Consider the following 18,759-nt stretch of genomic DNA (forward strand, 5'->3'; position numbering starts at 1 on the left):
ATGAGTGAACCCGTACAATTTCCGCTGGCCGCCGTGGTCGGTGCCGACGCGCTGAAGCTGGCACTGTGCCTGACCGCCATCGACCCGAAGATCGGCGGCGTGCTGATCGAAGGGCCGCGCGGCATGGCCAAGAGCACCTTGGCGCGTGGCCTGGCCGACCTGCTCGGCGAAGGCCCGTTCGTCACCTTGCCACTGGGCGCCAGCGAGGAACGGCTGGTCGGTACCCTCGACCTGGACGCCGCGCTGGGGCAGGGCAAGGCGCAGTTCTCGCCGGGGGTGCTGGCCCAGGCCGATGGCGGCGTGCTGTATGTCGACGAGGTCAACCTGTTGCCCGACACCCTGGTCGATCTGTTGCTCGACGTGGCGGCCAGCGGCACCAACCGCATCGAGCGCGACGGCATCTCGCACCGGCACAGTGCCCGCTTCGTGCTGATCGGGACCATGAACCCGGAAGAAGGCGAGCTGCGCCCACAGTTGCTCGACCGCTTTGGCCTGAACGTGGTGCTGGAAGGCTTGCCCGAGCCCGCAGCGCGGCAGCAGATCATTCGCCGCCGCCTGGCCTTTGACAGTGACCCACAGGCTTTTTGCGCGCAATGGGCCGTGGCCCAGGCACAACTGCGCGAGCGCTGCCAAGCGGCGCGTCAGGCCCTGGCCGGCATCGCCCTGGACGACCAGGCGCTGGCCTGGATCACCGAGCGCTGCTACGCCGCTGGCGTCGATGGCCTGCGCGCCGACCTGGTGTGGCTGCGTGCCGCGCGCGCCCATTGCGCCTGGCGCGGTAATGCCGCTATCGAAGAAGTGGATGTCGAGGCGGTGGCCGAATTCGCCTTGCGCCACCGCCGCCGGGCTGCTCCCCAGGCCAACCCACCCGCGCAGCCTGAGCCGCAGCCGGGCCAGCAGGGTGTCGGCAACCCAGGCGAGCAAGGCGGGCAGGGTGACTGGGGTGCCATGCCGGCGCAGCCGGTGGCCAGCGGTGCCCGCCGTGAGGTGCCGAACTGGGCAAAAAAGCCCTGAGCATCCCCCAGCCACCTGCCACAGGGGCGGATGCCAAAGCAGGCGCAGGCAAGCAGTACGGCGCCAACCGCGGCCGCGTACTCAATGCGTCCGCCGGCCGGGTGGCCTGGCTGCCGACTTTGCTCAAGGGGCGCCCACGCCAGCGCCAGGACTTGTGCTGGCAGCAGCGTCAAGGCAAACCGGCGGAGCTGTGGCTGGTGATCGTCGATGCTTCAGCCTCGACCCGTCGCCATCAGGCGCTTGCGCAAACCAAAGGCTTGCTGGCGTCTTTGTTCGACCAGGCCTACCGTCAACGTGCCCGCCTGGCGTTGCTGACTGCCAGTGGGCGCGCGCCGCAGTGGCAGCGCCACGGCCTCAAGGCTTCGGCCGCGTTGCAGCCCTGGTTGCAGGCATTGGGGGCAGGAGGCGGAACACCACTGATCGCAGCGCTTGAGCAGGCCCGGCACTGGCTGCAGGCGCGGCAACGGGCTCATCCACAAGAAGCCATGCGCTGCCTGGTATTTACCGATGGTCGACTGCAGCACTGCAATACTGTACAGCCGATGCCCTGTGCCACGTTGTTGGTGGACATGGAACTGGCGCCAGTACGTCTGGGCCGTGCACAGCGGCTGGCTGAACAATTGCAGGCCGATTATCAGCACGTGCAGCAGTTCAGTCTGGCGGAATGAAAAGTGGCTGCGCGACATTATGTCGCAATAAGAAAAGTTGCCAGGGCAGTGTGGAGGTAGTTGTACAAGTGCGTGATGTTACACGCACTTGTGTTGCCGGCCGTTATTATTTCGGCATCGACCAAGGTTGCAGGTCGTAACCTTTTTCGCACAGTTCGGCGCGCACTTCCTCGATCAGGCTGGCCCACTGGGCCGGATCGGAATAGATACGCGAGGATACTTGCTTGGCGCCGATACGGGTGCTGGTCCGGTCGATCACTGCCAGGCTCAGTTCACCAGTACCGTTGGGTGCATCCCAGGCTACGCACTGGAAAGGTTCGAAGGCGTGGTCGGCAATCAGCAGTGCTTCGTTGACACGGAGCGGGGCATTCATGGTTCGGTCTCTCTATGGTCCCAAACATCGTCAAGTCCGCGTTGCTTGAAACTCGCCTCATGTATCGCGATGTGCAGCGCGGGGTTATGTGTACTGATGCTCGTTGTCAGGGGGCAAGTCACACAATGGTTGTAAATTTTTTTGTCAGGGTTGCATCCGTTCTTGCCTGCGCCGCCATGTGATGTCGTTAAAGTGCGAAAATTCCCGTGGCGGATTGTAAAAAAATGCGTCGGCAGACAGACGGTACTGGGAACCGTCAACTTCGTTGCTACTGTTAAACGGGCGCCACAACTTGCTGTTTTACTTCAAAAAACCAAAAACTGGCGCCAAGGATCGGTCATGCACCAGGCTGCCGCTCAACGCCGTTTGCTAATTGTCGACCCCTGTGACGACTGCCACGATTTGTTGCCTGGTTTGCGCAACGCAGGCTGGGATGTAGACAGTTGTGTGCTCGGCGCAGCGCTCGACCATCCTTGTGATGTGGGCCTGCTGCGCTTGCAGGCTTCGCACCTGAGGCACCCGGACGCGGTCAAGGACATGATCAAGCGCAGTAACACCGAATGGATCGCCGTGCTAAGCGCCGAACAGCTGCGCATGCCGGCATTCGGCGATTTTGTCTGTGAGTGGTTTTTCGACTTCCATACCTTGCCGTTCGACGTCTCCCGGGTGCAGGTTACCCTGGGCCGGGCCTTCGGCATGGCCCGCCTGCGGGGCAAGGGGGCGGTCAAGGTCGACGAGGCGCCCCACGAGTTGCTTGGCGAAAGCCGGCCGATCCGGGAACTGCGCAAGTTGCTGGGCAAGCTGGCCCCTACCGAGTCACCGGTGCTGATCCGGGGTGAAAGTGGCACCGGCAAGGAGCTGGTGGCGCGCACGCTGCACCGCCAGTCGCAGCGCAGCGAGCAGCCGTTCATCGCCATCAATTGCGGGGCGATCCCCGAGCATCTTATCCAGTCGGAGCTGTTCGGCCATGAAAAGGGCGCCTTCACCGGCGCTCATCAGCGCAAGGCCGGGCGTATCGAGGCGGCCCATGGTGGCACGCTGTTCCTCGATGAAATTGGCGATCTGCCGCTGGAACTGCAGGCCAACCTGCTCCGGTTCTTGCAGGAGAAGCATATCGAGCGGGTCGGTGGCAGCCAGCCGATCCCGGTGGATGTGCGGGTGCTGGCGGCGACGCATGTGGACCTGGAACGGGCTATCGAGCAAGGGCGTTTTCGCGAAGACCTGTACTACCGCCTGAACGTGTTGCAGGTGGTGACCGCACCGTTGCGCGACCGGCATGGTGACCTGTCGATGCTGGCCAGTCATTTCGCGCATTTCTACAGCCTGGAAACCGGGCGCCGACCCCGCTCGTTCAGCGACCATGCCTTGGCGGCAATGGGCCGGCATGATTGGCCAGGCAATGTGCGCGAGCTGGCCAACCGTGTGCGCCGCGGCCTGGTACTGGCTGAAGGGCGGCAGATCGAGGCGCAGGACCTGGGCTTGCATGCCCTCGACCAGGAGCAGCAGCCGCTGGGCACGCTGGAGGAGTACAAGCACCGCGCTGAACGGCAGGCACTGTGCGATGTGCTGAACCGCCACAGTGACAACCTGAGTGTGGCGGCCAAGGTGCTGGGTATTTCGCGACCGACGTTCTATCGGTTGCTGCACAAGCACCAGATACGCTGAGAGGCTGCTTTTGCAGCCCCCCAGCGCGGTACCTGTAGCAGCCTCGCTGTGAATGGGTCCCTACAGGCTATGAAGGATCAATGCGGCCCGCGCGGAATGGTCTTCAGCAGGTCTTCCGGGCTGATATGCCCGACCACTTGCGCCACCGCGCTACCCGGCGTTGGCAGGTCGATGATGTGGCTCTTCATTTTGCCGATCACATGCATCTCGCACGGCTTGCAGTCGAACTTCAAGGTCAGCACTTCGTCGCCCTGAATCAGCTGCATCGGTGCCACCTTGGTGCGCACTCCGGTCACCCCCTTGGCCTGCTTGGGGCACAGGTTGAAGGAGAAGCGCAGGCAGTGCTTGGTGATCATCACCGGCACTTCGCCATGCTCTTCATGGGCCTCGTAGGCTGCATCGATCAGTTGCACCCCATGGCGGTGGTAGAAGTCGCGGGCCTTCTGGTTGTAAACGTTGGCCAGGAACGACAGGTGCGACTCGGGGTACACCGGCGGTGGCGTGGTCTCGGCCTTGCGCCCGCCCCGGGGGTGCGCCTGCACGCGAGCGGCAGTCAGCGCTTCGATGGCTTCGCGGCGCAGGGCCTTGAGCTGCGAGTTGGGGATGAAATATGCCTGCGGGGCGTCCAGCTCGATGCTGTCGGCGTGGTACATCGTGGTCCCCAGCTGGCCGAGCAGATCGTGCAGCTGCTCTAGCGCCTGCTGCGGCTTGTTGGCCGCGCCGAACGGGCCTTCCAGGGCCACCTGCACGCTCACGCCTTCTTCACTGCTCAGGGTCAGCATCAGGCGTTGCTCGCGCAATACCGCGTGCCACTCCACGCCAACCCGGCGCTCGGAAGACGTACGTTGCAGGGCCTGCTGCCAGTTGTGGTCGAGGTTGCGCGACAGCGGGTGGTTGGGACGCAGTTTGTACAAGCCCTCGGGCATTTCGTTGGGCTCGACGCGGTAGCGGTAGCGCTTGCTGCCGTCTTCCTCGAACTCGCCACGCGGTTCGGCGATGTTGGCCCGGAAGCCCACCACTTCACGCTTGACCAGCACGTTCAGGCCGTCGCCGTTGGTCAGCGGCACGTCGGTGACCACCAGCATGTCGCGCTTGCCGACCTTTTCCACCACGCCCACCGGCAGGCCGGTGAAGGTTGGCGAGTCGAAGGCGCCGATATCGACCTTGCGGTCGGTGACGAAGTAGTCGGTGCTGCCACGGTGGAAGGTCTTGTCCGGGTCGGGCAGGAAGAAATGCTCGGTACGGCCGCTGGAGGCACGGGCATACTGCGGGCGGCCCTCAAGGATCGCGTCGAGTTCCTTGCGGTAGTGGGCGGTGATGTTCTTCACGTAGCCCATGTCCTTGTAGCGGCCTTCGATCTTGAACGAGCGCACACCGGCATCGACCAGGTCGGCCAGGTTGGCGGTCTGGTTGTTGTCCTTCATCGACAGCAGGTGCTTCTCGAAGGCCACTACGCGGCCCTGGTCGTCCTTCAGGGTGTAGGGCAGGCGGCAGGCCTGCGAGCAGTCGCCCCGGTTGGCGCTGCGGCCGGTCTGCGCGTGGGAAATGTTGCACTGGCCGGAGAATGCCACGCAAAGCGCACCATGGATGAAGAACTCGATGGCGGCGTCGGTTTCGGCGGCGATGGTGCGGATTTGCTGCAGGTTCAGTTCACGTGCCAGTACCAGCTGCGAGAAACCAGCCTGGTCGAGGAACTTGGCGCGCTCCAGGGTACGGATGTCGGTCTGGGTGCTGGCATGCAGCTCGATCGGCGGAATGTCCAGTTCCATCACCCCCAGGTCCTGCACGATCAGCGCATCGACACCGGCGTCGTACAGCTGGTGAATCAGCTTGCGCGCGGGTTCCAGCTCGTTGTCGTGGAGGATGGTGTTGATGGTGGTGAACACACGTGCATGGTAGCGATGGGCGAACTCGACCAGCTCGGCGATATCGCTGACTTCGTTGCAGGCATTATGGCGCGCGCCGAAGCTCGGGCCACCGATGTAGATGGCGTCAGCGCCGTGCAGGATCGCCTCACGGGCGATGGCCACGTCACGGGCAGGGCTGAGCAGTTCCAGGTGATTCTTTGGAAGGGACATGTCGTTATATTTTCGGGCTGTCACGGTTTAGGCGGGCATTGTAGCGGCGAAACGGGCTGGCGGCATCATTGGGGTGCCGAGAGGTGCGGGATTGGCTGCGAGTATGCGGAATCGTGAAAGTGGCCTTGCGTCGCGAAAGGGCCGCAGGGCGGCCCCGACAAGCCCAGCTCAGCGCTTGGCAGCCATCGCTGTCACTTCTACGCGCATGCCTTCAAATGCGAGGGATGCCACACCCACTGCGGCGCGCACCGGCCAGGGCTTGCTGAAGAAGCGCTGGTACACCTCGTTGAACGCCGCGCGGTCAGCCATGTCGGTCAGGTAGATGGTCAGGTGCAGCACCCGGTCCATGCCGCTGCCGGCCTTTTCCAGCGCCACTTTCAACGCCTGCAGGGTGCACTCGCTCTGCTCGACGATGTCGCCCAGGGCCAGGCTGCCGTCGGCGTGGGTCGGGATTTGCGTGGTGACCAACACGCCGTTGTACTCGGCGACGTCAGAGGAAATCGACTCGGCGTCCGGGTCCGGGGTGTAGATGATGTCTGCATTTGCCATGGTGCGTTTGCCTTGCGACGGAAGGAAAACGGCAAGCCTACGCGAGCGCACGGGTCGGGTCGAGGGTGCCCCGGTGTTTGAAATGCGCGGCGTTCAAGGTCAGAATCGCGGCCGATTGCAAAACCAGGGGTTTACGTTGAACGAACAGACTTTGTCCAGGCGCCTCGAGCGCGTGGCCGCCCATGTGCCGCAGGGCGCGCGCCTGGCCGACATTGGCTCGGACCACGGCTTCCTGCCGGTGGCCTTGATGCTGCGGGGTGTGATCGAAGCCGGTGTGGCAGGTGAGGTGGCGCAGACGCCGTTCGCTTCAGCCCAGCGCACGGTACGCAGGAACGGCCTGGAGGCTGATATCACCGTGCGCTTGGCCGATGGCCTGGCCGCGGTCGAGCCGCAAGACCGCATTTCGGTGGTCAGCATGTGTGGCATGGGTGGCGAGACCATGTGCGAGATCCTCGAGGCCGGCAAGCAGCGCCTGGACGGGGTAACGCGCCTGGTACTGCAGCCCAATGGCGGGGAACGCGAGCTGCGCCGATGGCTGGCAGGCAACGGTTACCGGATCGTCAGCGAAGAACTGCTGCGGGAAAACCGCTTCGACTACGAGATCATAGTGGCCGAGCCGGGCGATGGGGCGGTCTACACGGCTGAGCAGCTGTACTTCGGGCCGGTGCTCATGCAGGAGAGAAGCGAGGCGTTTCTGTTCAAGTGGCAGCGCATGCTGCGGCAGAAGCAGCAGACTCTGGCCAATTTCCAGCGGGCCCGTGACGCGGTGCCTCAGGCAAAGATCGACGACTTCAACCAGCAGCTGGGCTGGATCACCCAGGTATTGGCCTGACTCACTGCTGCGAGCAGTTGCCCATTTCACGGTAGTCGATTTCGCGCTTCTGGCCCTGATGATCGACATACACCATGTGTGCGGTCCCCACTTGGCAGTCCGCAGCGTTGCTGGCTGGGGTGATGGAGATGACTTTGGCCACGTCCAGCGGCATGCCGTATTCGTAGTTGCTGCTGCTGACCGGCTGGTTGCTACCCGCGTCGGCAAAGGCACCGAACGAGGCGAGGGTAGCGGCAACTGCAAGAACAGCGATCGAACGTTTCATGACAGGCTCCTTTTTCAATGTGTGACTAATGATGTATTCAAAGGTCTCACACAATAAATGGGCTAACCCGTGATAGATTCCTGCCTGTAGCGTAAGAATAAGACCGATAAAGGAGCACACCTTCATGGACATGCTGCATGCAATGCGTACCTTCGCCCGTGTGGTGGAATGTGGCAGCTTCGCCGCAGCCGCCAATGCCCTGGACATATCCGCGGCGCAGGTGTCGCGCATCGTTGCCGAGCTGGAAAACCAGCTGCAGACTCGCCTGCTGCACCGCACCACCCGCCGCTTGCGCATGAGCGAGGCGGGCGAGCGGTTTCTGGAGCGGGCGCGGCAGATCATGCTGCTGACCGAGGAAGCTGTAGGCGAAGCCCGTGGTGCGCACCTGACGCCACGCGGGCGCTTGCGCTTGCATTGCCCGCACGGCTTGGGCTTGCTGCTGATGCCGCTGGTGGCCGGCTACAACGCGCTGTGCCCGGAAGTGGTGATCGAACTGACCTTGTCGCAGCGCAACCCGGACCCGCTGGCTGAAGGGCACGACGTGGTGATAACCGTCGACGGCGCGCTGCCGGACTCGCAGTTGATCGCTGTGCCGCTGGGCAATATTTTCAGCATCCCCTGCGCTGCCCCCGGTTACCTGGACACCCATGGCGTACCGGAGCAGCCCGAGGACCTGCACAACCATCGCTGCCTGCGCATGGCTTACCCTATGTACGAAGGCGACTGGGTGTTCCCGCAAGGGGTTGACCAGTGCGTGATCACGCCGAACGACAGTTTTTCCACCAACGTCGCCGACGCCATGCTGGTGGCCAGCGAGCTGGGCATGGGCATTGGCCTGCTGCCGTTCTACACCGCCAGCCAGGCGATCGAGCAGGGGCGCTTGTGCCGGCTGCTGGCCCCGTATCGGCTGAGGGAGAGTGCGCTGTATGCGATGTACCCGTCACGCCATTACCTGGATGCCAAAGTGCGCACCTGGATCGACTACCTCAAGGAGCAGTTGCCTGCGTTGTTCGAGGGGCATGCCAGGGTGGTGGATGATGCGCGGTATTGGCGTTAGGGTATCGTGAGGGCAGGTACTCCCACGCAGCATGCGACGCGGCGGATGGCACCGGCTATGCCGGTGCGCGCGGGGGCCGCATGCTTTGCAAGGTCGGTATTACAGGGGATAGTGCTTCAGCTCCCGCGCAATCAGCATGCGCTGGATCTCGCTCGACCCTTCATAGATCTGGGTAATCCGCGCATCGCGGTAGTACCGTTCCACCGGGTAGTCCTCCAGGTAGCCATAGCCGCCATGCACCTGGATCGCCATCGAACACACGCGCTCGGCCATTTCCGAAGCGAACAGTTTGGCCTGCGACGCCTCTGACAGGCAGGGTTTGCCGGCGCTGCGCAGGCGTGCGGCATGCAGGATCAGCAAGCGTGCGGCGTTCACCTGGACCTGCATGTCGGCCAGCAGGTTGGCGATGCTCTGGTGTTCGTTGATTGGCTTGCCGAACTGCACGCGGTCACGCGAGTAGGTCAGCGCCGCCTCGAACGCGGCGCGCGCGATGCCCAACGCCTGGGCGGCAATGCCGATGCGGCCGCCTTCGAGGTTGGACAAGGCAATGGCCAGGCCCTTGCCACGCTCGCCAAGCAGGTTGGCGGCCGGAATGCGGCAGTTGTCGAACGTGACCGCGCAGGTGTCCGAGGCGCGGATGCCCATTTTGTGCTCGCTGCGATCAACCTTGAAGCCAGGGTTGTCGGTGGGCACCAGGAATGCCGACAGGCCTTTTTTGCCCAGCTCCGGGTCGGTCACCGCAAAGACGATCGCCAACCCGGCACGCCGGGCGTTGCTGACGAATTGCTTGGCGCCATTGATCACCCAGTGGCCGTCCACCTGTTCGGCACGGGTGCGCAAATTGTGCGCCTCGGAGCCGGCCTGTGGCTCGGTGAGGCAGAAGCAGCCGATCACTTCGCCCGTGGCCAGGCGTGGCAGCCACTGCTGTTGCTGTTCGGGAGTACCATAGGCCAGCAGCGGCCCGCAGCCAACCGAGTTGTGGATGCTCATCATCGCCCCGGTGGCCCCGCAACCGGCGGCAATTTCTTCCACCGCCAGCGCATAGGCGACGTAGTCGGTGTAGCTGCCGCCGAAGTCTTCCGGCACCACCATGCCAAGCAGGCCCAGTTCGCCCATCTTGCGCACCACGCCGTCATCGATCCAGCCGGCCTTTTCCCACGCCTGGGCATGCGGAGCGATCTCGCCCCGGGCAAAATCCCGAGCCATGTCGCGGATCATGATCTGTTCTTCGCTCAGTTCCAGGTCTTGCATCTGTGTACTCCCGGGCTCACAGGCCTTCGAAGAATTGGTCGACCCGCTGGCGCTGCAGTGCGGCCAGGGTCGGCGGGTTCCAGCGCGGTTGCTTGTCCTTGTCGATGATCAGCGCGCGCACGCCCTCGATGATGTCGCCATGCTGGAACCACTGGCGGTCCAGGTGCAACTCCATCGCAAAGCAGTCGTCCAGGCCCAGATGGCGACCGCGGCGCAGCATCTCCAGGGTAACCGCCATGGCCAGCGGCGAGCGGCTTTCCAGCTGGTCGGCGGTAGCAATGGCCCAAGCGTGGCTGTCGCCAATGGTGACCGCACGCAGCTGCTCGACGATGGCCGGCAGGTCGGGCAGGGCGAAGAAGTGGTCAATGACCGGGCGCAGTTTTTCCAGCGGTGCGTCATCCAGCACCTGGGTACCAAGCCTGGCCAGCAGGTTCTGCAGGTCTTTAAGGGGTTGGTCGCCGAAGCTGAGCTGGTTCAGGCCCTGGTCGAGGGCGGCGAGCTGATCGCTGGCCAGGTACCAGTCGGCAAGGCCGCAATAAAGCGCGTCGGCTGCCTGGATCTGCGCGCCGCTGACGCCCAGGTAGGTGCCCAGTTCACCGGGGATGCGCGACAGGAAGTAGCTGCCGCCGACATCCGGGAAGTAGCCAATGCCGACTTCGGGCATGCCCAGGCGGCTGCGCTCGGTGACTACCCGCAGGTCGCAGCCCTGGGCCAGGCCCATGCCGCCGCCGAGGGTGTAGCCGTCCATCAGCACCAGCACCGGCTTGCGGTAGCGATGGATGACCAGGTCGAGGGCGTATTCCTCGACGAAGAATGTTTCGTGCAGCGTGTCGCCCGCCTTGAAACTGTCGTGCAGCGAGCGGATATCACCCCCGGCGCAGAATCCCTTGGGGCCTTCGCCGCGCAGCACCACCGCACGTACTTGCGGGTCTGCGGCCCATTGATCGAAGTGCTGGCGCAGGCTGCGGACCATGTCCAGGGTCAGGGCATTAAGGCCGGCGGGGCGGTTCAGGGTCAGGTGGCCGATCTGGTTGCGGACCTCGGCCAGCACAGGGTCGGTTGCCGAGGTATGAGCGTGCGCAGTCATTGCGTTCTCCCTGCTTTGTTATTGATTTTCCGAGTGAAGTCTGGAGTTCGCTAGAGGATCTGCGGATCCTTGCATGCGAATTTACCTTGCACAATCGACAAATCTGCAGGGGGATTCTGCATTTTTGCCTTGGCCGACGTTGTTGCCACTCTAGCAAGGTTTCAGGTTGGCAGGGCCGACAGGGAAGCAACAGCCGGTTGATCATTAACCTGGGCGTAACGATTGGCAACTGAGCTTGATTGATACCCGGGTACCCCAGCCCTAAGGTGACCCCACGACAGCGAACCCGTGGAGTCACCATGACAACAACACAAATTCCACCGCCGCAATGGTCGCGGCGGCGTGCCGAAAAGCAGCGCCGCCTGGACCGCGTCCGCCACCTCGCCGAAGGCGTGGTGCTGCCCACCGAGCGCATCGTCGAAGCGCTGGAGCTGCTAATCGCCCCCGGCGACCGGGTGGTGCTCGAAGGCAACAACCAGAAACAGGCCGACTTCCTCTCGCGTTCGCTGGCCAAGGTCGACCCCGGCCACCTGCACGACCTGCACATGATCATGCCCAGTGTCAGCCGTGCCGAGCACCTGGACCTGTTCGAACGCGGCATCGCCCGCAAGCTCGACTTTTCCTTCGCCGGCCCGCAAAGCCTGCGCATCGGCCAGTTGCTGGAAGACGGCTTGCTGGAAGTCGGTGCCATCCACACCTATATCGAGCTGTACTCGCGGCTGCTGGTCGACCTGATCCCCAACGTCACCCTGGTGGCGGGGTTCATGGCTGACCGCCAGGGCAACCTGTTCACCGGCCCCAGCACCGAAGACACCCCGGCACTGGTCGAGCCGGCCGCGTTCAGCGACGGTATCGTCATCGCCCAGGTCAACCAGCTGGTGGACCGCACCGATGACCTGCCTCGGGTCGACATCCCGGCATCGTGGGTCGACTTTGTGGTGGTCGCGGACCAGCCCTTTTATATAGAACCGCTGTTCACCCGCGACCCGCGCCATATCAAGCCGGTGCATGTGCTGATGGCCATGATGGCCATTCGCGGCATCTATGAAAAACACCAGGTGCAGTCGCTGAACCATGGCATTGGCTTCAACACCGCAGCCATCGAGCTGATTTTGCCCACCTACGGCGAGTCGCTGGGCCTGAAGGGCAAGATCTGCCGCAACTGGACGCTCAACCCCCACCCGACATTGATCCCGGCCATCGAAACCGGCTGGGTGCAGAGCGTGCATTGCTTCGGCACCGAACTGGGCATGGAGGACTACATCGCCCAGCGCCCGGACGTGTTCTTCACTGGCCGCGATGGCTCGCTCCGCTCAAACCGCATGATGTGCCAGTTGGCCGGGCAGTACGCCGTCGACCTGTTCATTGGCGCGACCTTGCAGGTGGACGGCGATGGCCATTCCTCAACCGTGACCCGTGGCCGACTGGCCGGTTTCGGCGGTGCACCGAACATGGGCCACGACCCGCGCGGCCGGCGCCACGCGACGCCAGCCTGGCTCGACATGACCGTACCGGACACCTTGCTGGAGCGGGGGCGCAAGCTGGTGGTGCAGATGGTCGAGACCTACCAGGAAGGCGGCAAGCCGACCTTCGTGGAAACCCTCGATGCCGTGGACGTGGCCAGGAAGGCCGGCATGCCGCTGGCGCCGGTGATGATCTACGGTGACGACGTCACCCACCTGCTGACCGAGGAAGGCATTGCCTACCTGTACAAGGCTCGTAGCCTGGAAGAACGCCAGCAAATGATCGCCGCCGTGGCCGGGGTGACCGCCATCGGCCTGCGGCATGACCCCAAGGACACCTTGCGCCTGCGTCAGCAAGGCCTGGTCGCCTTGCCCGAAGACCTCGGCATCCGCCGCACCGATGCCAGCCGCGAACTGCTGGCCGCGCGCAGCATTGCCGACCTGGTCGAATGGTCCGGCGGCCTGTACAACCCGCCTGCACGGTTCAGGAGCTGGTGATGAAAGCACTCGACTTGCAAGCGCAAGTGCCTCTTTGCGGGCTGGCCCAGACACACCGAATGCCACTGCCTGACCAGCTTGCCGACCTGGCCGTGGAAGCCTTGATCGACGAGGCCGACCTGTCGCCTAAACCCGGCCTGGTCGATCGCCGCAGCAACGGCGCCCACAGCGACATGACCCTGGGCCTGATGCACGCCTCGGCCCTGGCCCTGTGGCCATGCCTGCGCAACATGGCCGAAGCCGCCCACACTCTTGGCTCGATCAGCCAGACCCTGCGCGCCAGCCTGGGCCAGCTCGGCCGCGATGGCGAGGCCGCGATGCTGGCTGCGACCCATGGGGTGAATACCCACCGCGGCGCGATCTGGGCCCTGGGCTTGCTGGTAGCCGCCAAGGCCCTTGACCCCAATGCCGACGCCTGCACTGTGGCCGCCCGGGCGGGGCGCATCGCCCTGTTCGACGACCCGGCCATGCCCCTGCAGCTCAGCCACGGCCTGCAGGTACGCCAGCGCTATGGCAACGTCGGCGCCCGCGAGCAGGCGCAACAAGGGTTCCCTGCCGTGATCGGTCACGGCCTGCCACAACTTCAACGCAGTCGCGCCAAGGGTGCCAATGAAGTTCACGCCCGGCTTGACGCCTTGCTGGCCATCATGGCCGTGCTCAGCGACACCTGCGTGCTCTGGCGCAGCGGCCCGGCCGGGTTGGCTACCGTCCAGCAGGGTGCGCGCGCCGTGCTGGACGCAGGCGGCAGCGCCACCCTGGGCGGGCGTCGGCACTTGCGCGCGCTCGATCAGCAACTGCTGCACCTGAATGCCTCACCGGGCGGCGCTGCCGATCTGCTGGCCGCCTGCCTGTTCCTCGACAAAGCCGGGAGCCTGTGACATGGAAACCCTGACCTTCAACTTTCCCGCCGCCGAACCGGGACGTGGCCGTACCCTGGTGGGTTGCGTCAGCTCTGGTGACCTTGAAGTGCTGATCGAACCCGGTACAGCCGGCAGCCTGCAGATCCAGGTGGTGACCTCGGTCAACGGCAGCGCGGCACGCTGGGCGCAACTGTTCCAGCGCCTGTTCGAGGGCCGCGCCTGGCCGGCCGTGAACATCGACATCCATGATTTCGGCGCCACCCCAGGCGTGGTCCGCCTGCGCCTGGAGCAAGGTTTCGAGGAGATCGCCCATGACTGATACCGCACGCTTGCTGCGCAGCCGCAGCTTTGTCGAACTGGGCGCCCGCCAGCGTGCCCGTGCCCTGCTTGACGCGGGTAGCTTCCGTGAACTGCTCGGCCCGTTTGACCGGCTGATGTCGCCATGGCTGCCGCGCCAGGGCATCGTGCCGCAGGCTGACGATGGCGTGGTCATCGCCAAGGGCCTGCTGAACGGGCGCAACGCCGTGGTCGCCGCGATCGAAGGCGGCTTTCAGGGCGGCAGCATGGGCGAAGTAGGCGGCGCGAAGATTGCCGGTGCGCTGGAGCTGGCCATTGAAGACAACCGTAACGGCATCCCCACTTGCGCGGTGTTGCTGTTGGAAACCGGCGGCGTGCGCCTGCAGGAAGCCAACCTTGGCCTGGCGGCCATTGCCGAAATCCAGGCGGCAATAGTCGAGCTGCGCGTATGGCAGCCTGTGATCGGGCTGATTGCCGGTTCGGTCGGCTGCTTCGGCGGCATGTCCATCGCCGCTGGCTTGTGCAGCCATTTGCTGGTCACTCGCGAAGCGCGCCTGGGCCTCAATGGGCCACAGGTCATCGAACAGGAAGCGGGCATCGGTGAGTACGACGCCAAGGACCGCCCTTTCATCTGGAGCCTCAGCGGCGGCGAACAGCGCCATGCCAGCGGGCTGGTCGATGCCTATGTGGCCGACGATATCGAGGCGCTGCGCGAACGCCTGTTGCAGTTGCTTGACACGCCTGCCAGCGACCGCGCCAGCCAGCACGCCTGGTTCCTCGAACGCCTGGCCCGGCTGGGGGCGGACTGCCCGCAATTGGGCGCCGCTGCCGTGCGTGACCTTTATCAAGGAGAAGCCAAATGAACCGTGCCATGAACTGGCTGCCGGGCCTGGCCGGTGGGCAAGCCTTGCCAGGCTACCCGGCGTCGTTGCGGGTTATCGACGGTGAACTCGACAATCGTCCGGCGCGCTTCATCGCGGTGGTCCCCGATGCCGATAACCCGTTCCCCCGGGCGCGCTCGGGGGAGGTCGGCCTGCTGGAGGGCTGGGGGCTGGCCAAGGCCGTCAGTGAGGCGGTGGAGGCTGACTGTAGTGGCCAGAAGCGTGTGATTGTCGCGGTGATCGATGTACCCAGCCAGGCTTATGGCCGACGCGAGGAAGCGTTGGGCATTCACCAGGCGTTGGCCGCTGCCGTGCAGGCCTATGCCCAGGCGCGGCTGGCCGGGCACCCGGTGATCGGCCTGCTGGTCGGCAAGGCCATGTCGGGTGCCTTTCTGGCCCACGGCTACCAGGCCCAGCGCCTGATCGCCCTGGACGATGCCGGGGTCATGGTGCACGCCATGGGCAAGGCAGCCGCGGCGCGGATTACCCTGCGCAGCGTCGAGCAACTGGAGGCCTTGGCCGCCGAGGTGCCCCCGATGGCGTATGACCTGGCCAGCTATGCCTCGCTCGGCCTGCTGTGGCGCCGCTTGACGGTAGGCAACGCCGAGGCGCCGAGCCCCGAGGATATCGCCCAGGTACGCGCCTGCCTGGCGGAGGCGGTGCGCGATATCGGTAGCTCGACCGACCTGTCGTCGCGGCTGGCGGGTGAGCACCGCAGCGCCTCGCGCCAGGTACGCGAACAGCTGCGCCGCCAGTGGCAGGGGGCCTGAAATGAACGCGCCACGGCCACACGACCTGCTGTGGGGGATGCCGGCATCGGGCTTGCCCGCTGACGCCCCCCAGTGGGCGCGGGATGTGTTGGCAAGCGGTCAGCCGGTGGTGGTCCGCCGCGGCGTCTGTGAGGCCGGTTGGGTGGCGGTCGGGCTGCGTGGTCAGGGCCGGGCGCAGCGCTTGCCGGCGTTGATGCACCTGGCCGATGTTCAGCGCCAGCAAGGCCCCGAAGCGCTGCGCTGGCAAATGCAAAGCCCCTGGCCGGCGTTGCAGGCCCTGGCGTCGATAGCCCCGGTATTGAATGGCAGTGGCCTGGCCTGGGGGCCGACAGGGGGCGTGGGGTACCAGATCGCTACCGGTATGGACGTGGTGCATGCCGACAGCGACCTGGACTTGCTGCTGCGTACGCCCCAGCCGCTGGCGCGGGCGCAGGCACGGGCGTTGCTGGATAGCCTCGACTGCGCACCGTGCCGTATCGACGTGCAACTGGAAACCCCGGCAGGTGCTGTCGCCCTGCGTGAGTGGGCCGGCTTCGCCCGTCGAGTTCTGCTCAAGTCGGTCCATGGGCCGCGCTTGGTCGCTGACCCGTGGGCAGCGGGGGAGCGTGCGGCATGAGCAGCCTGTTCGCTTTCCCCGGCCAGGGTGCTCAGCAAGTGGGCATGCTGCAGCGCCTGCCTGAGGGCTGCGGGCCATTGCTGGCCGAGGCCAGTGATGCCCTGGGTCAGCCAGCACTGGCGCTGGACAGCCAGCAAGCCCTGCAGTCTACCCGTGCCGTGCAGCTGTGCCTGCTGCTGAGCGGTGTGGCCTGGGCGCGCTGGCTGATGCAGCGCAGCCCAGCGCCGGACTACGTAGCGGGTTTGTCGATTGGCGCGTATCCGGCGGCCGTCGTGGCTGGCGCCCTGGGCTTTGCCGATGCCGTTCGCCTGGTTGCCCTGCGCGGCGAACTGATGCAGCGCGCCTATCCGCAAGGGTATGGCATGACTGCACTCAGCGGCCTGGACCTGGCCAGTGTCGAGGCGTTGCTTGGTGAGGTGGGTGGCGAGGTGTATGTCGCCAACCTCAACAGCGAAAGCCAGATTGTGATTGCCGGTAGCGACAGGGCAATGGCGGCGGTCGCGGCCCAGGCTCGCAGCTTGGGACGAGGCGTGGCCCGCCGCCTGGCGGTCAGCGTGCCGTCGCATTGCCCGCTGCTGGACGGCCCGGCAGCGGAGTTGGCCCATGCGTTCGCAAGGGTCGAACTGCAACGGCCACGTATCACTTACCTCAGTGGTAGCAGCGGGCGGCCGATCTTCGACCCGCAGCGCTTGCGCGACGACCTGGCCGGCAACATGGCGCGGGTGGTCGACTGGCGCGCGACGTTGCGCAACGCCTATGAACGCGGTGTGCGCCTGCACCTGGAAATGCCACCCGGTAGCGTGCTCAGCGGGCTGGCGCGGCCGGTGTTCGAACAGGGCAGGGTGGTGGCGGTGGACGGTACCCGCTGGGACAGCCTGGATGCGCTGTTGCGCCAGGAGGTGGCTGACGACCGATGATGTCAGTCGGCAGACGCTGTCATTCTGGGAATCTGGAAGCTTGCGCGACCCATGTGGGAGCGGGCAAGCCCGTGTCATCCACCGAGGCGCCTGCTCCCACAATGACCGTGCACGCCGTATCAATGTGTGTTTACGAAGAACAACAACAAGCAACTTCGACACTACCTGAGGACAACAACAATGATCATCTATGGTGTGGCACTGCTGGCGGTCTGCACGCTGGCCGGCGTCATCGTCGGCGACTTCCTGGGCGTGCTGCTGGGCGTCAAATCCAATGTGGGCGGGGTGGGCATTGCCATGATCCTGCTGATCTGCGCTCGCCTGTACATGCACCGCAATGGCGGCATGAGCAAGGAGTGCGAATTCGGCGTGGGCTTCTGGGGTGCCATGTACATCCCGGTGGTGGTGGCGATGGCGGCTCAGCAGAATGTGGTCACCGCCCTCCACGGCGGGCCGGTGGCACTGCTGGCCGCGGTAGGCGCGGTGCTGGTATGCGGTGCGACCATTGCGCTGATCAGCCGCAGCCATCGCGGCGAACCCCTGCCCGCGGCCGAGCCGGGCCCCGAGACCAATGTGCAGGCTGCCCCTGCAGGAGGGCGCTGAACATGTGGCCGATCATTGACAATGCCCTGGAACACAACGGCCTGATCACCGCCTTTGCGGTGGTTGGCGGGATCATGTGGTTGTCGGTGCTGCTGTCGAAGTACCTGACCTTTGGCCGCGTACACGGCTCGGCCATCGCCATCGTCATCGGCCTGGCGCTCGCCTGGGTGGGTGGCACCATTACCGGTGGCCAGAAGGGCCTGGCCGACATGGCGCTGTTTTCCGGCATCGGCCTGATGGGTGGGGCCATGCTGCGGGACTTTGCCATTGTTGCCACGGCGTTCGAGGTGCAGGCCACCGAGGCACGCCGGGCCGGTATGATTGGTGCGGTGGCGTTACTGCTCGGTACGGTGCTGCCGTTCATCGTCGGCGCTGCGGTGGCCTACGCCTTTGGTTACCGCGATGCGGTGAGCATGACCACCATCGGTGCCGGTGCGGTGACCTATATCGTCGGGCCGGTGACCGGGGCGGCACTGGGGGCAAGTTCCGATGTGATGGCCCTGTCGATTGCCACCGGGCTGATCAAGGCGATCCTGGTGATGGTGTTCACCCCGGTGTCGGCGCGGCTGCTGGCATTGGATAACCCACGTTCGGCGATGGTGTTTGGTGGGTTGGCAGGGACGGTCTCGGGGGTGACTGCCGGGCTGGCGGCGACCGATCGGCGGTTGGTGCCGTACGGTGCGCTGACCGCGACATTCCATACCGGATTGGGTTGCTTGATGGGGCCGTCGATCTTGTACTTCTGCGTGCGTGGGCTGGTAGGTTAAAGCTTTTTTCGCCCAGCAACATCACCGGGGCCGCTCTGCGGCCCATCGCCGGCAAGCCATCTCTCAGAGAACAACCGCTGGGTCATTGACTTGGCCGAACCCTGCAACCCCACCCCCAATTCGGGGAAAACCGCTGGGGATTCCTCCCCAATCTGCTTCGTTTGTCAGCGTAACCAACTGATAAGAAACGCAATTCGCACCTGGCATACACCTTGCTCCAGCTCCCCGCAGAGTTCCTGTGCCCCGGA

Annotated in this window: 20 protein-coding genes; 14 read left to right on the forward strand and 6 right to left on the reverse strand. The window is 64.8% G+C overall.

The genetic code is table 11. The annotated features are described in order from the left end of the window. Entirely contained in the window at nt 1-1,014 is a 1,014-nt protein-coding gene (locus OO258_RS08890; protein WP_110744445.1) for an ATP-binding protein, read from the forward strand. 101 nt (nt 1,015-1,115) lie between these two features. Then, complete coding sequence (locus OO258_RS08895; RefSeq protein WP_266029847.1) at nt 1,116-1,682, forward strand: vWA domain-containing protein; 567 nt, start codon at nt 1,116-1,118, stop codon at nt 1,680-1,682. A 106-nt stretch (nt 1,683-1,788) separates the two neighbouring features. Here the strand turns inward: OO258_RS08895 and OO258_RS08900 are convergent, their stop codons facing one another. Beyond that, nucleotides 1,789-2,055, reverse strand: a complete 267-nt coding sequence (locus OO258_RS08900) for a hypothetical protein (protein WP_003247923.1) — start codon at nt 2,053-2,055, stop codon at nt 1,789-1,791. Nucleotides 2,056-2,394: 339 nt separating this feature from the next. Between OO258_RS08900 and OO258_RS08905 the strand changes: the two genes are divergently transcribed. After that, the gene (locus OO258_RS08905) at nt 2,395-3,720 is read left to right on the forward strand and encodes a sigma-54 dependent transcriptional regulator (RefSeq protein ID WP_266029849.1); all 1,326 of its coding nucleotides are present in this window, start codon (nt 2,395-2,397) and stop codon (nt 3,718-3,720) included. A gap of 77 nt (nt 3,721-3,797) precedes the next feature. On the opposite strand, the gene OO258_RS08910 is transcribed toward OO258_RS08905, so the two are convergent. Continuing rightward, nucleotides 3,798-5,798, reverse strand: coding sequence for a peptidase U32 family protein (locus OO258_RS08910; protein ID WP_110744442.1), 2,001 nt, complete (start codon nt 5,796-5,798; stop codon nt 3,798-3,800). A 168-nt stretch (nt 5,799-5,966) separates the two neighbouring features. Next, the gene (locus tag OO258_RS08915) at nt 5,967-6,347 is read right to left on the reverse strand and encodes a RidA family protein (protein ID WP_266029850.1); all 381 of its coding nucleotides are present in this window, start codon (nt 6,345-6,347) and stop codon (nt 5,967-5,969) included. A 136-nt stretch (nt 6,348-6,483) separates the two neighbouring features. Between OO258_RS08915 and OO258_RS08920 the strand changes: the two genes are divergently transcribed. Continuing rightward, nucleotides 6,484-7,179, forward strand: a complete 696-nt coding sequence (locus OO258_RS08920) for a tRNA (adenine(22)-N(1))-methyltransferase (protein ID WP_110744456.1) — start codon at nt 6,484-6,486, stop codon at nt 7,177-7,179. Nucleotide 7,180: 1 nt separating this feature from the next. Here OO258_RS08920 and OO258_RS08925 read toward each other — a convergent pair whose 3' ends face one another. Then, entirely contained in the window at nt 7,181-7,444 is a 264-nt protein-coding gene (locus OO258_RS08925; protein ID WP_266029852.1) for a DUF2790 domain-containing protein, read from the reverse strand. A 124-nt stretch (nt 7,445-7,568) separates the two neighbouring features. On the opposite strand from OO258_RS08925, the gene OO258_RS08930 reads away from it, so the two are divergent. Further along, nucleotides 7,569-8,501 carry a LysR family transcriptional regulator gene (locus tag OO258_RS08930; protein WP_110744439.1) on the forward strand — a complete coding sequence of 311 codons (933 nt, stop codon included), beginning with the start codon at nt 7,569-7,571 and terminating at the stop codon, nt 8,499-8,501. Between the two features lie 99 nt (nt 8,502-8,600). On the opposite strand, the gene OO258_RS08935 is transcribed toward OO258_RS08930, so the two are convergent. Together OO258_RS08935 and OO258_RS08940 are read right to left on the reverse strand one after the other, a co-directional pair. Further along, entirely contained in the window at nt 8,601-9,752 is a 1,152-nt protein-coding gene (locus OO258_RS08935; RefSeq protein WP_266029854.1) for an acyl-CoA dehydrogenase family protein, read from the reverse strand. Nucleotides 9,753-9,768: 16 nt separating this feature from the next. After that, complete coding sequence (locus OO258_RS08940) at nt 9,769-10,839, reverse strand: enoyl-CoA hydratase/isomerase family protein (RefSeq protein WP_266029856.1); 1,071 nt, start codon at nt 10,837-10,839, stop codon at nt 9,769-9,771. Between the two features lie 299 nt (nt 10,840-11,138). Here OO258_RS08940 and mdcA point away from each other — a divergent pair, with 299 nt between their 5' ends. The 9 genes from mdcA to madM all read left to right on the forward strand — a co-directional run bounded on the left by mdcA (nt 11,139) and on the right by madM (nt 18,511). Beyond that, the gene (gene mdcA, locus OO258_RS08945; protein WP_266029858.1) at nt 11,139-12,800 is read left to right on the forward strand and encodes a malonate decarboxylase subunit alpha; all 1,662 of its coding nucleotides are present in this window, start codon (nt 11,139-11,141) and stop codon (nt 12,798-12,800) included. After that, nucleotides 12,800-13,678, forward strand: coding sequence for a triphosphoribosyl-dephospho-CoA synthase (locus tag OO258_RS08950; protein WP_416309199.1), 879 nt, complete (start codon nt 12,800-12,802; stop codon nt 13,676-13,678). Before mdcA ends, OO258_RS08950 begins: the two co-directional genes overlap by 1 nt. A gap of 1 nt (nt 13,679) precedes the next feature. Beyond that, nucleotides 13,680-13,979 carry a malonate decarboxylase subunit delta gene (locus tag OO258_RS08955; protein ID WP_012272082.1) on the forward strand — a complete coding sequence of 100 codons (300 nt, stop codon included), beginning with the start codon at nt 13,680-13,682 and terminating at the stop codon, nt 13,977-13,979. After that, nucleotides 13,972-14,820 (forward strand): biotin-independent malonate decarboxylase subunit beta, encoded by an 849-nt coding sequence (locus OO258_RS08960; protein ID WP_266029859.1) that lies wholly within the window; start codon nt 13,972-13,974, stop codon nt 14,818-14,820. Before OO258_RS08955 ends, OO258_RS08960 begins: the two co-directional genes overlap by 8 nt. Continuing rightward, a complete protein-coding gene (mdcE, locus tag OO258_RS08965) occupies nt 14,817-15,608 on the forward strand; it encodes a biotin-independent malonate decarboxylase subunit gamma (RefSeq protein WP_266029860.1) in 792 nt (263 codons plus the stop codon). Before OO258_RS08960 ends, mdcE begins: the two co-directional genes overlap by 4 nt. Before the next feature lies 1 nt (nt 15,609). Beyond that, the gene (locus tag OO258_RS08970; RefSeq protein WP_110744432.1) at nt 15,610-16,224 is read left to right on the forward strand and encodes a malonate decarboxylase holo-ACP synthase; all 615 of its coding nucleotides are present in this window, start codon (nt 15,610-15,612) and stop codon (nt 16,222-16,224) included. Next, nucleotides 16,221-17,141, forward strand: a complete 921-nt coding sequence (gene mdcH / locus OO258_RS08975) for a malonate decarboxylase subunit epsilon (protein ID WP_110744431.1) — start codon at nt 16,221-16,223, stop codon at nt 17,139-17,141. The genes OO258_RS08970 and mdcH overlap by 4 nt, the downstream gene beginning before the upstream one ends. Nucleotides 17,142-17,321: 180 nt before the next feature. After that, complete coding sequence (gene madL / locus OO258_RS08980; RefSeq protein WP_110744430.1) at nt 17,322-17,744, forward strand: malonate transporter subunit MadL; 423 nt, start codon at nt 17,322-17,324, stop codon at nt 17,742-17,744. 2 nt (nt 17,745-17,746) lie between these two features. Beyond that, on the forward strand, nt 17,747-18,511 hold the full coding sequence (madM, locus tag OO258_RS08985) for a malonate transporter subunit MadM (RefSeq protein ID WP_110744429.1): 765 nt from the start codon (nt 17,747-17,749) through the stop codon (nt 18,509-18,511). The last annotated feature ends 248 nt before the right edge of the window (nt 18,512-18,759 follow it).

Origin of the sequence: Pseudomonas sp. DCB_BI (assembly GCF_026240995.1) — a bacterium.
Taxonomy (GTDB): domain Bacteria; phylum Pseudomonadota; class Gammaproteobacteria; order Pseudomonadales; family Pseudomonadaceae; genus Aquipseudomonas.

What these genes read in the sequence shown, in the direction of transcription:
- OO258_RS08935 (WP_266029854.1), bottom strand. Translation starts at nt 9,752, where the DNA reads ATGCAAGACCTGGAACTGAGCGAAGAACAGATCATGATCCGCGACATG.
- mdcE (WP_266029860.1), top strand. Translation starts at nt 14,817, where the DNA reads ATGAACCGTGCCATGAACTGGCTGCCGGGCCTGGCCGGTGGGCAAGCC.
- OO258_RS08940 (WP_266029856.1), bottom strand. Translation starts at nt 10,839, where the DNA reads ATGACTGCGCACGCTCATACCTCGGCAACCGACCCTGTGCTGGCCGAG.
- OO258_RS08925 (WP_266029852.1), bottom strand. Translation starts at nt 7,444, where the DNA reads ATGAAACGTTCGATCGCTGTTCTTGCAGTTGCCGCTACCCTCGCCTCG.
- OO258_RS08955 (WP_012272082.1), top strand. Translation starts at nt 13,680, where the DNA reads ATGGAAACCCTGACCTTCAACTTTCCCGCCGCCGAACCGGGACGTGGC.
- OO258_RS08915 (WP_266029850.1), bottom strand. Translation starts at nt 6,347, where the DNA reads ATGGCAAATGCAGACATCATCTACACCCCGGACCCGGACGCCGAGTCG.
- OO258_RS08905 (WP_266029849.1), top strand. Translation starts at nt 2,395, where the DNA reads ATGCACCAGGCTGCCGCTCAACGCCGTTTGCTAATTGTCGACCCCTGT.
- OO258_RS08960 (WP_266029859.1), top strand. Translation starts at nt 13,972, where the DNA reads ATGACTGATACCGCACGCTTGCTGCGCAGCCGCAGCTTTGTCGAACTG.
- OO258_RS08950 (WP_416309199.1), top strand. Translation starts at nt 12,800, where the DNA reads ATGAAAGCACTCGACTTGCAAGCGCAAGTGCCTCTTTGCGGGCTGGCC.
- OO258_RS08890 (WP_110744445.1), top strand. Translation starts at nt 1, where the DNA reads ATGAGTGAACCCGTACAATTTCCGCTGGCCGCCGTGGTCGGTGCCGAC.
- OO258_RS08910 (WP_110744442.1), bottom strand. Translation starts at nt 5,798, where the DNA reads ATGTCCCTTCCAAAGAATCACCTGGAACTGCTCAGCCCTGCCCGTGAC.
- OO258_RS08930 (WP_110744439.1), top strand. Translation starts at nt 7,569, where the DNA reads ATGGACATGCTGCATGCAATGCGTACCTTCGCCCGTGTGGTGGAATGT.
- mdcA (WP_266029858.1), top strand. Translation starts at nt 11,139, where the DNA reads ATGACAACAACACAAATTCCACCGCCGCAATGGTCGCGGCGGCGTGCC.
- madL (WP_110744430.1), top strand. Translation starts at nt 17,322, where the DNA reads ATGATCATCTATGGTGTGGCACTGCTGGCGGTCTGCACGCTGGCCGGC.
- OO258_RS08970 (WP_110744432.1), top strand. Translation starts at nt 15,610, where the DNA reads ATGAACGCGCCACGGCCACACGACCTGCTGTGGGGGATGCCGGCATCG.
- mdcH (WP_110744431.1), top strand. Translation starts at nt 16,221, where the DNA reads ATGAGCAGCCTGTTCGCTTTCCCCGGCCAGGGTGCTCAGCAAGTGGGC.
- madM (WP_110744429.1), top strand. Translation starts at nt 17,747, where the DNA reads ATGTGGCCGATCATTGACAATGCCCTGGAACACAACGGCCTGATCACC.
- OO258_RS08900 (WP_003247923.1), bottom strand. Translation starts at nt 2,055, where the DNA reads ATGAATGCCCCGCTCCGTGTCAACGAAGCACTGCTGATTGCCGACCAC.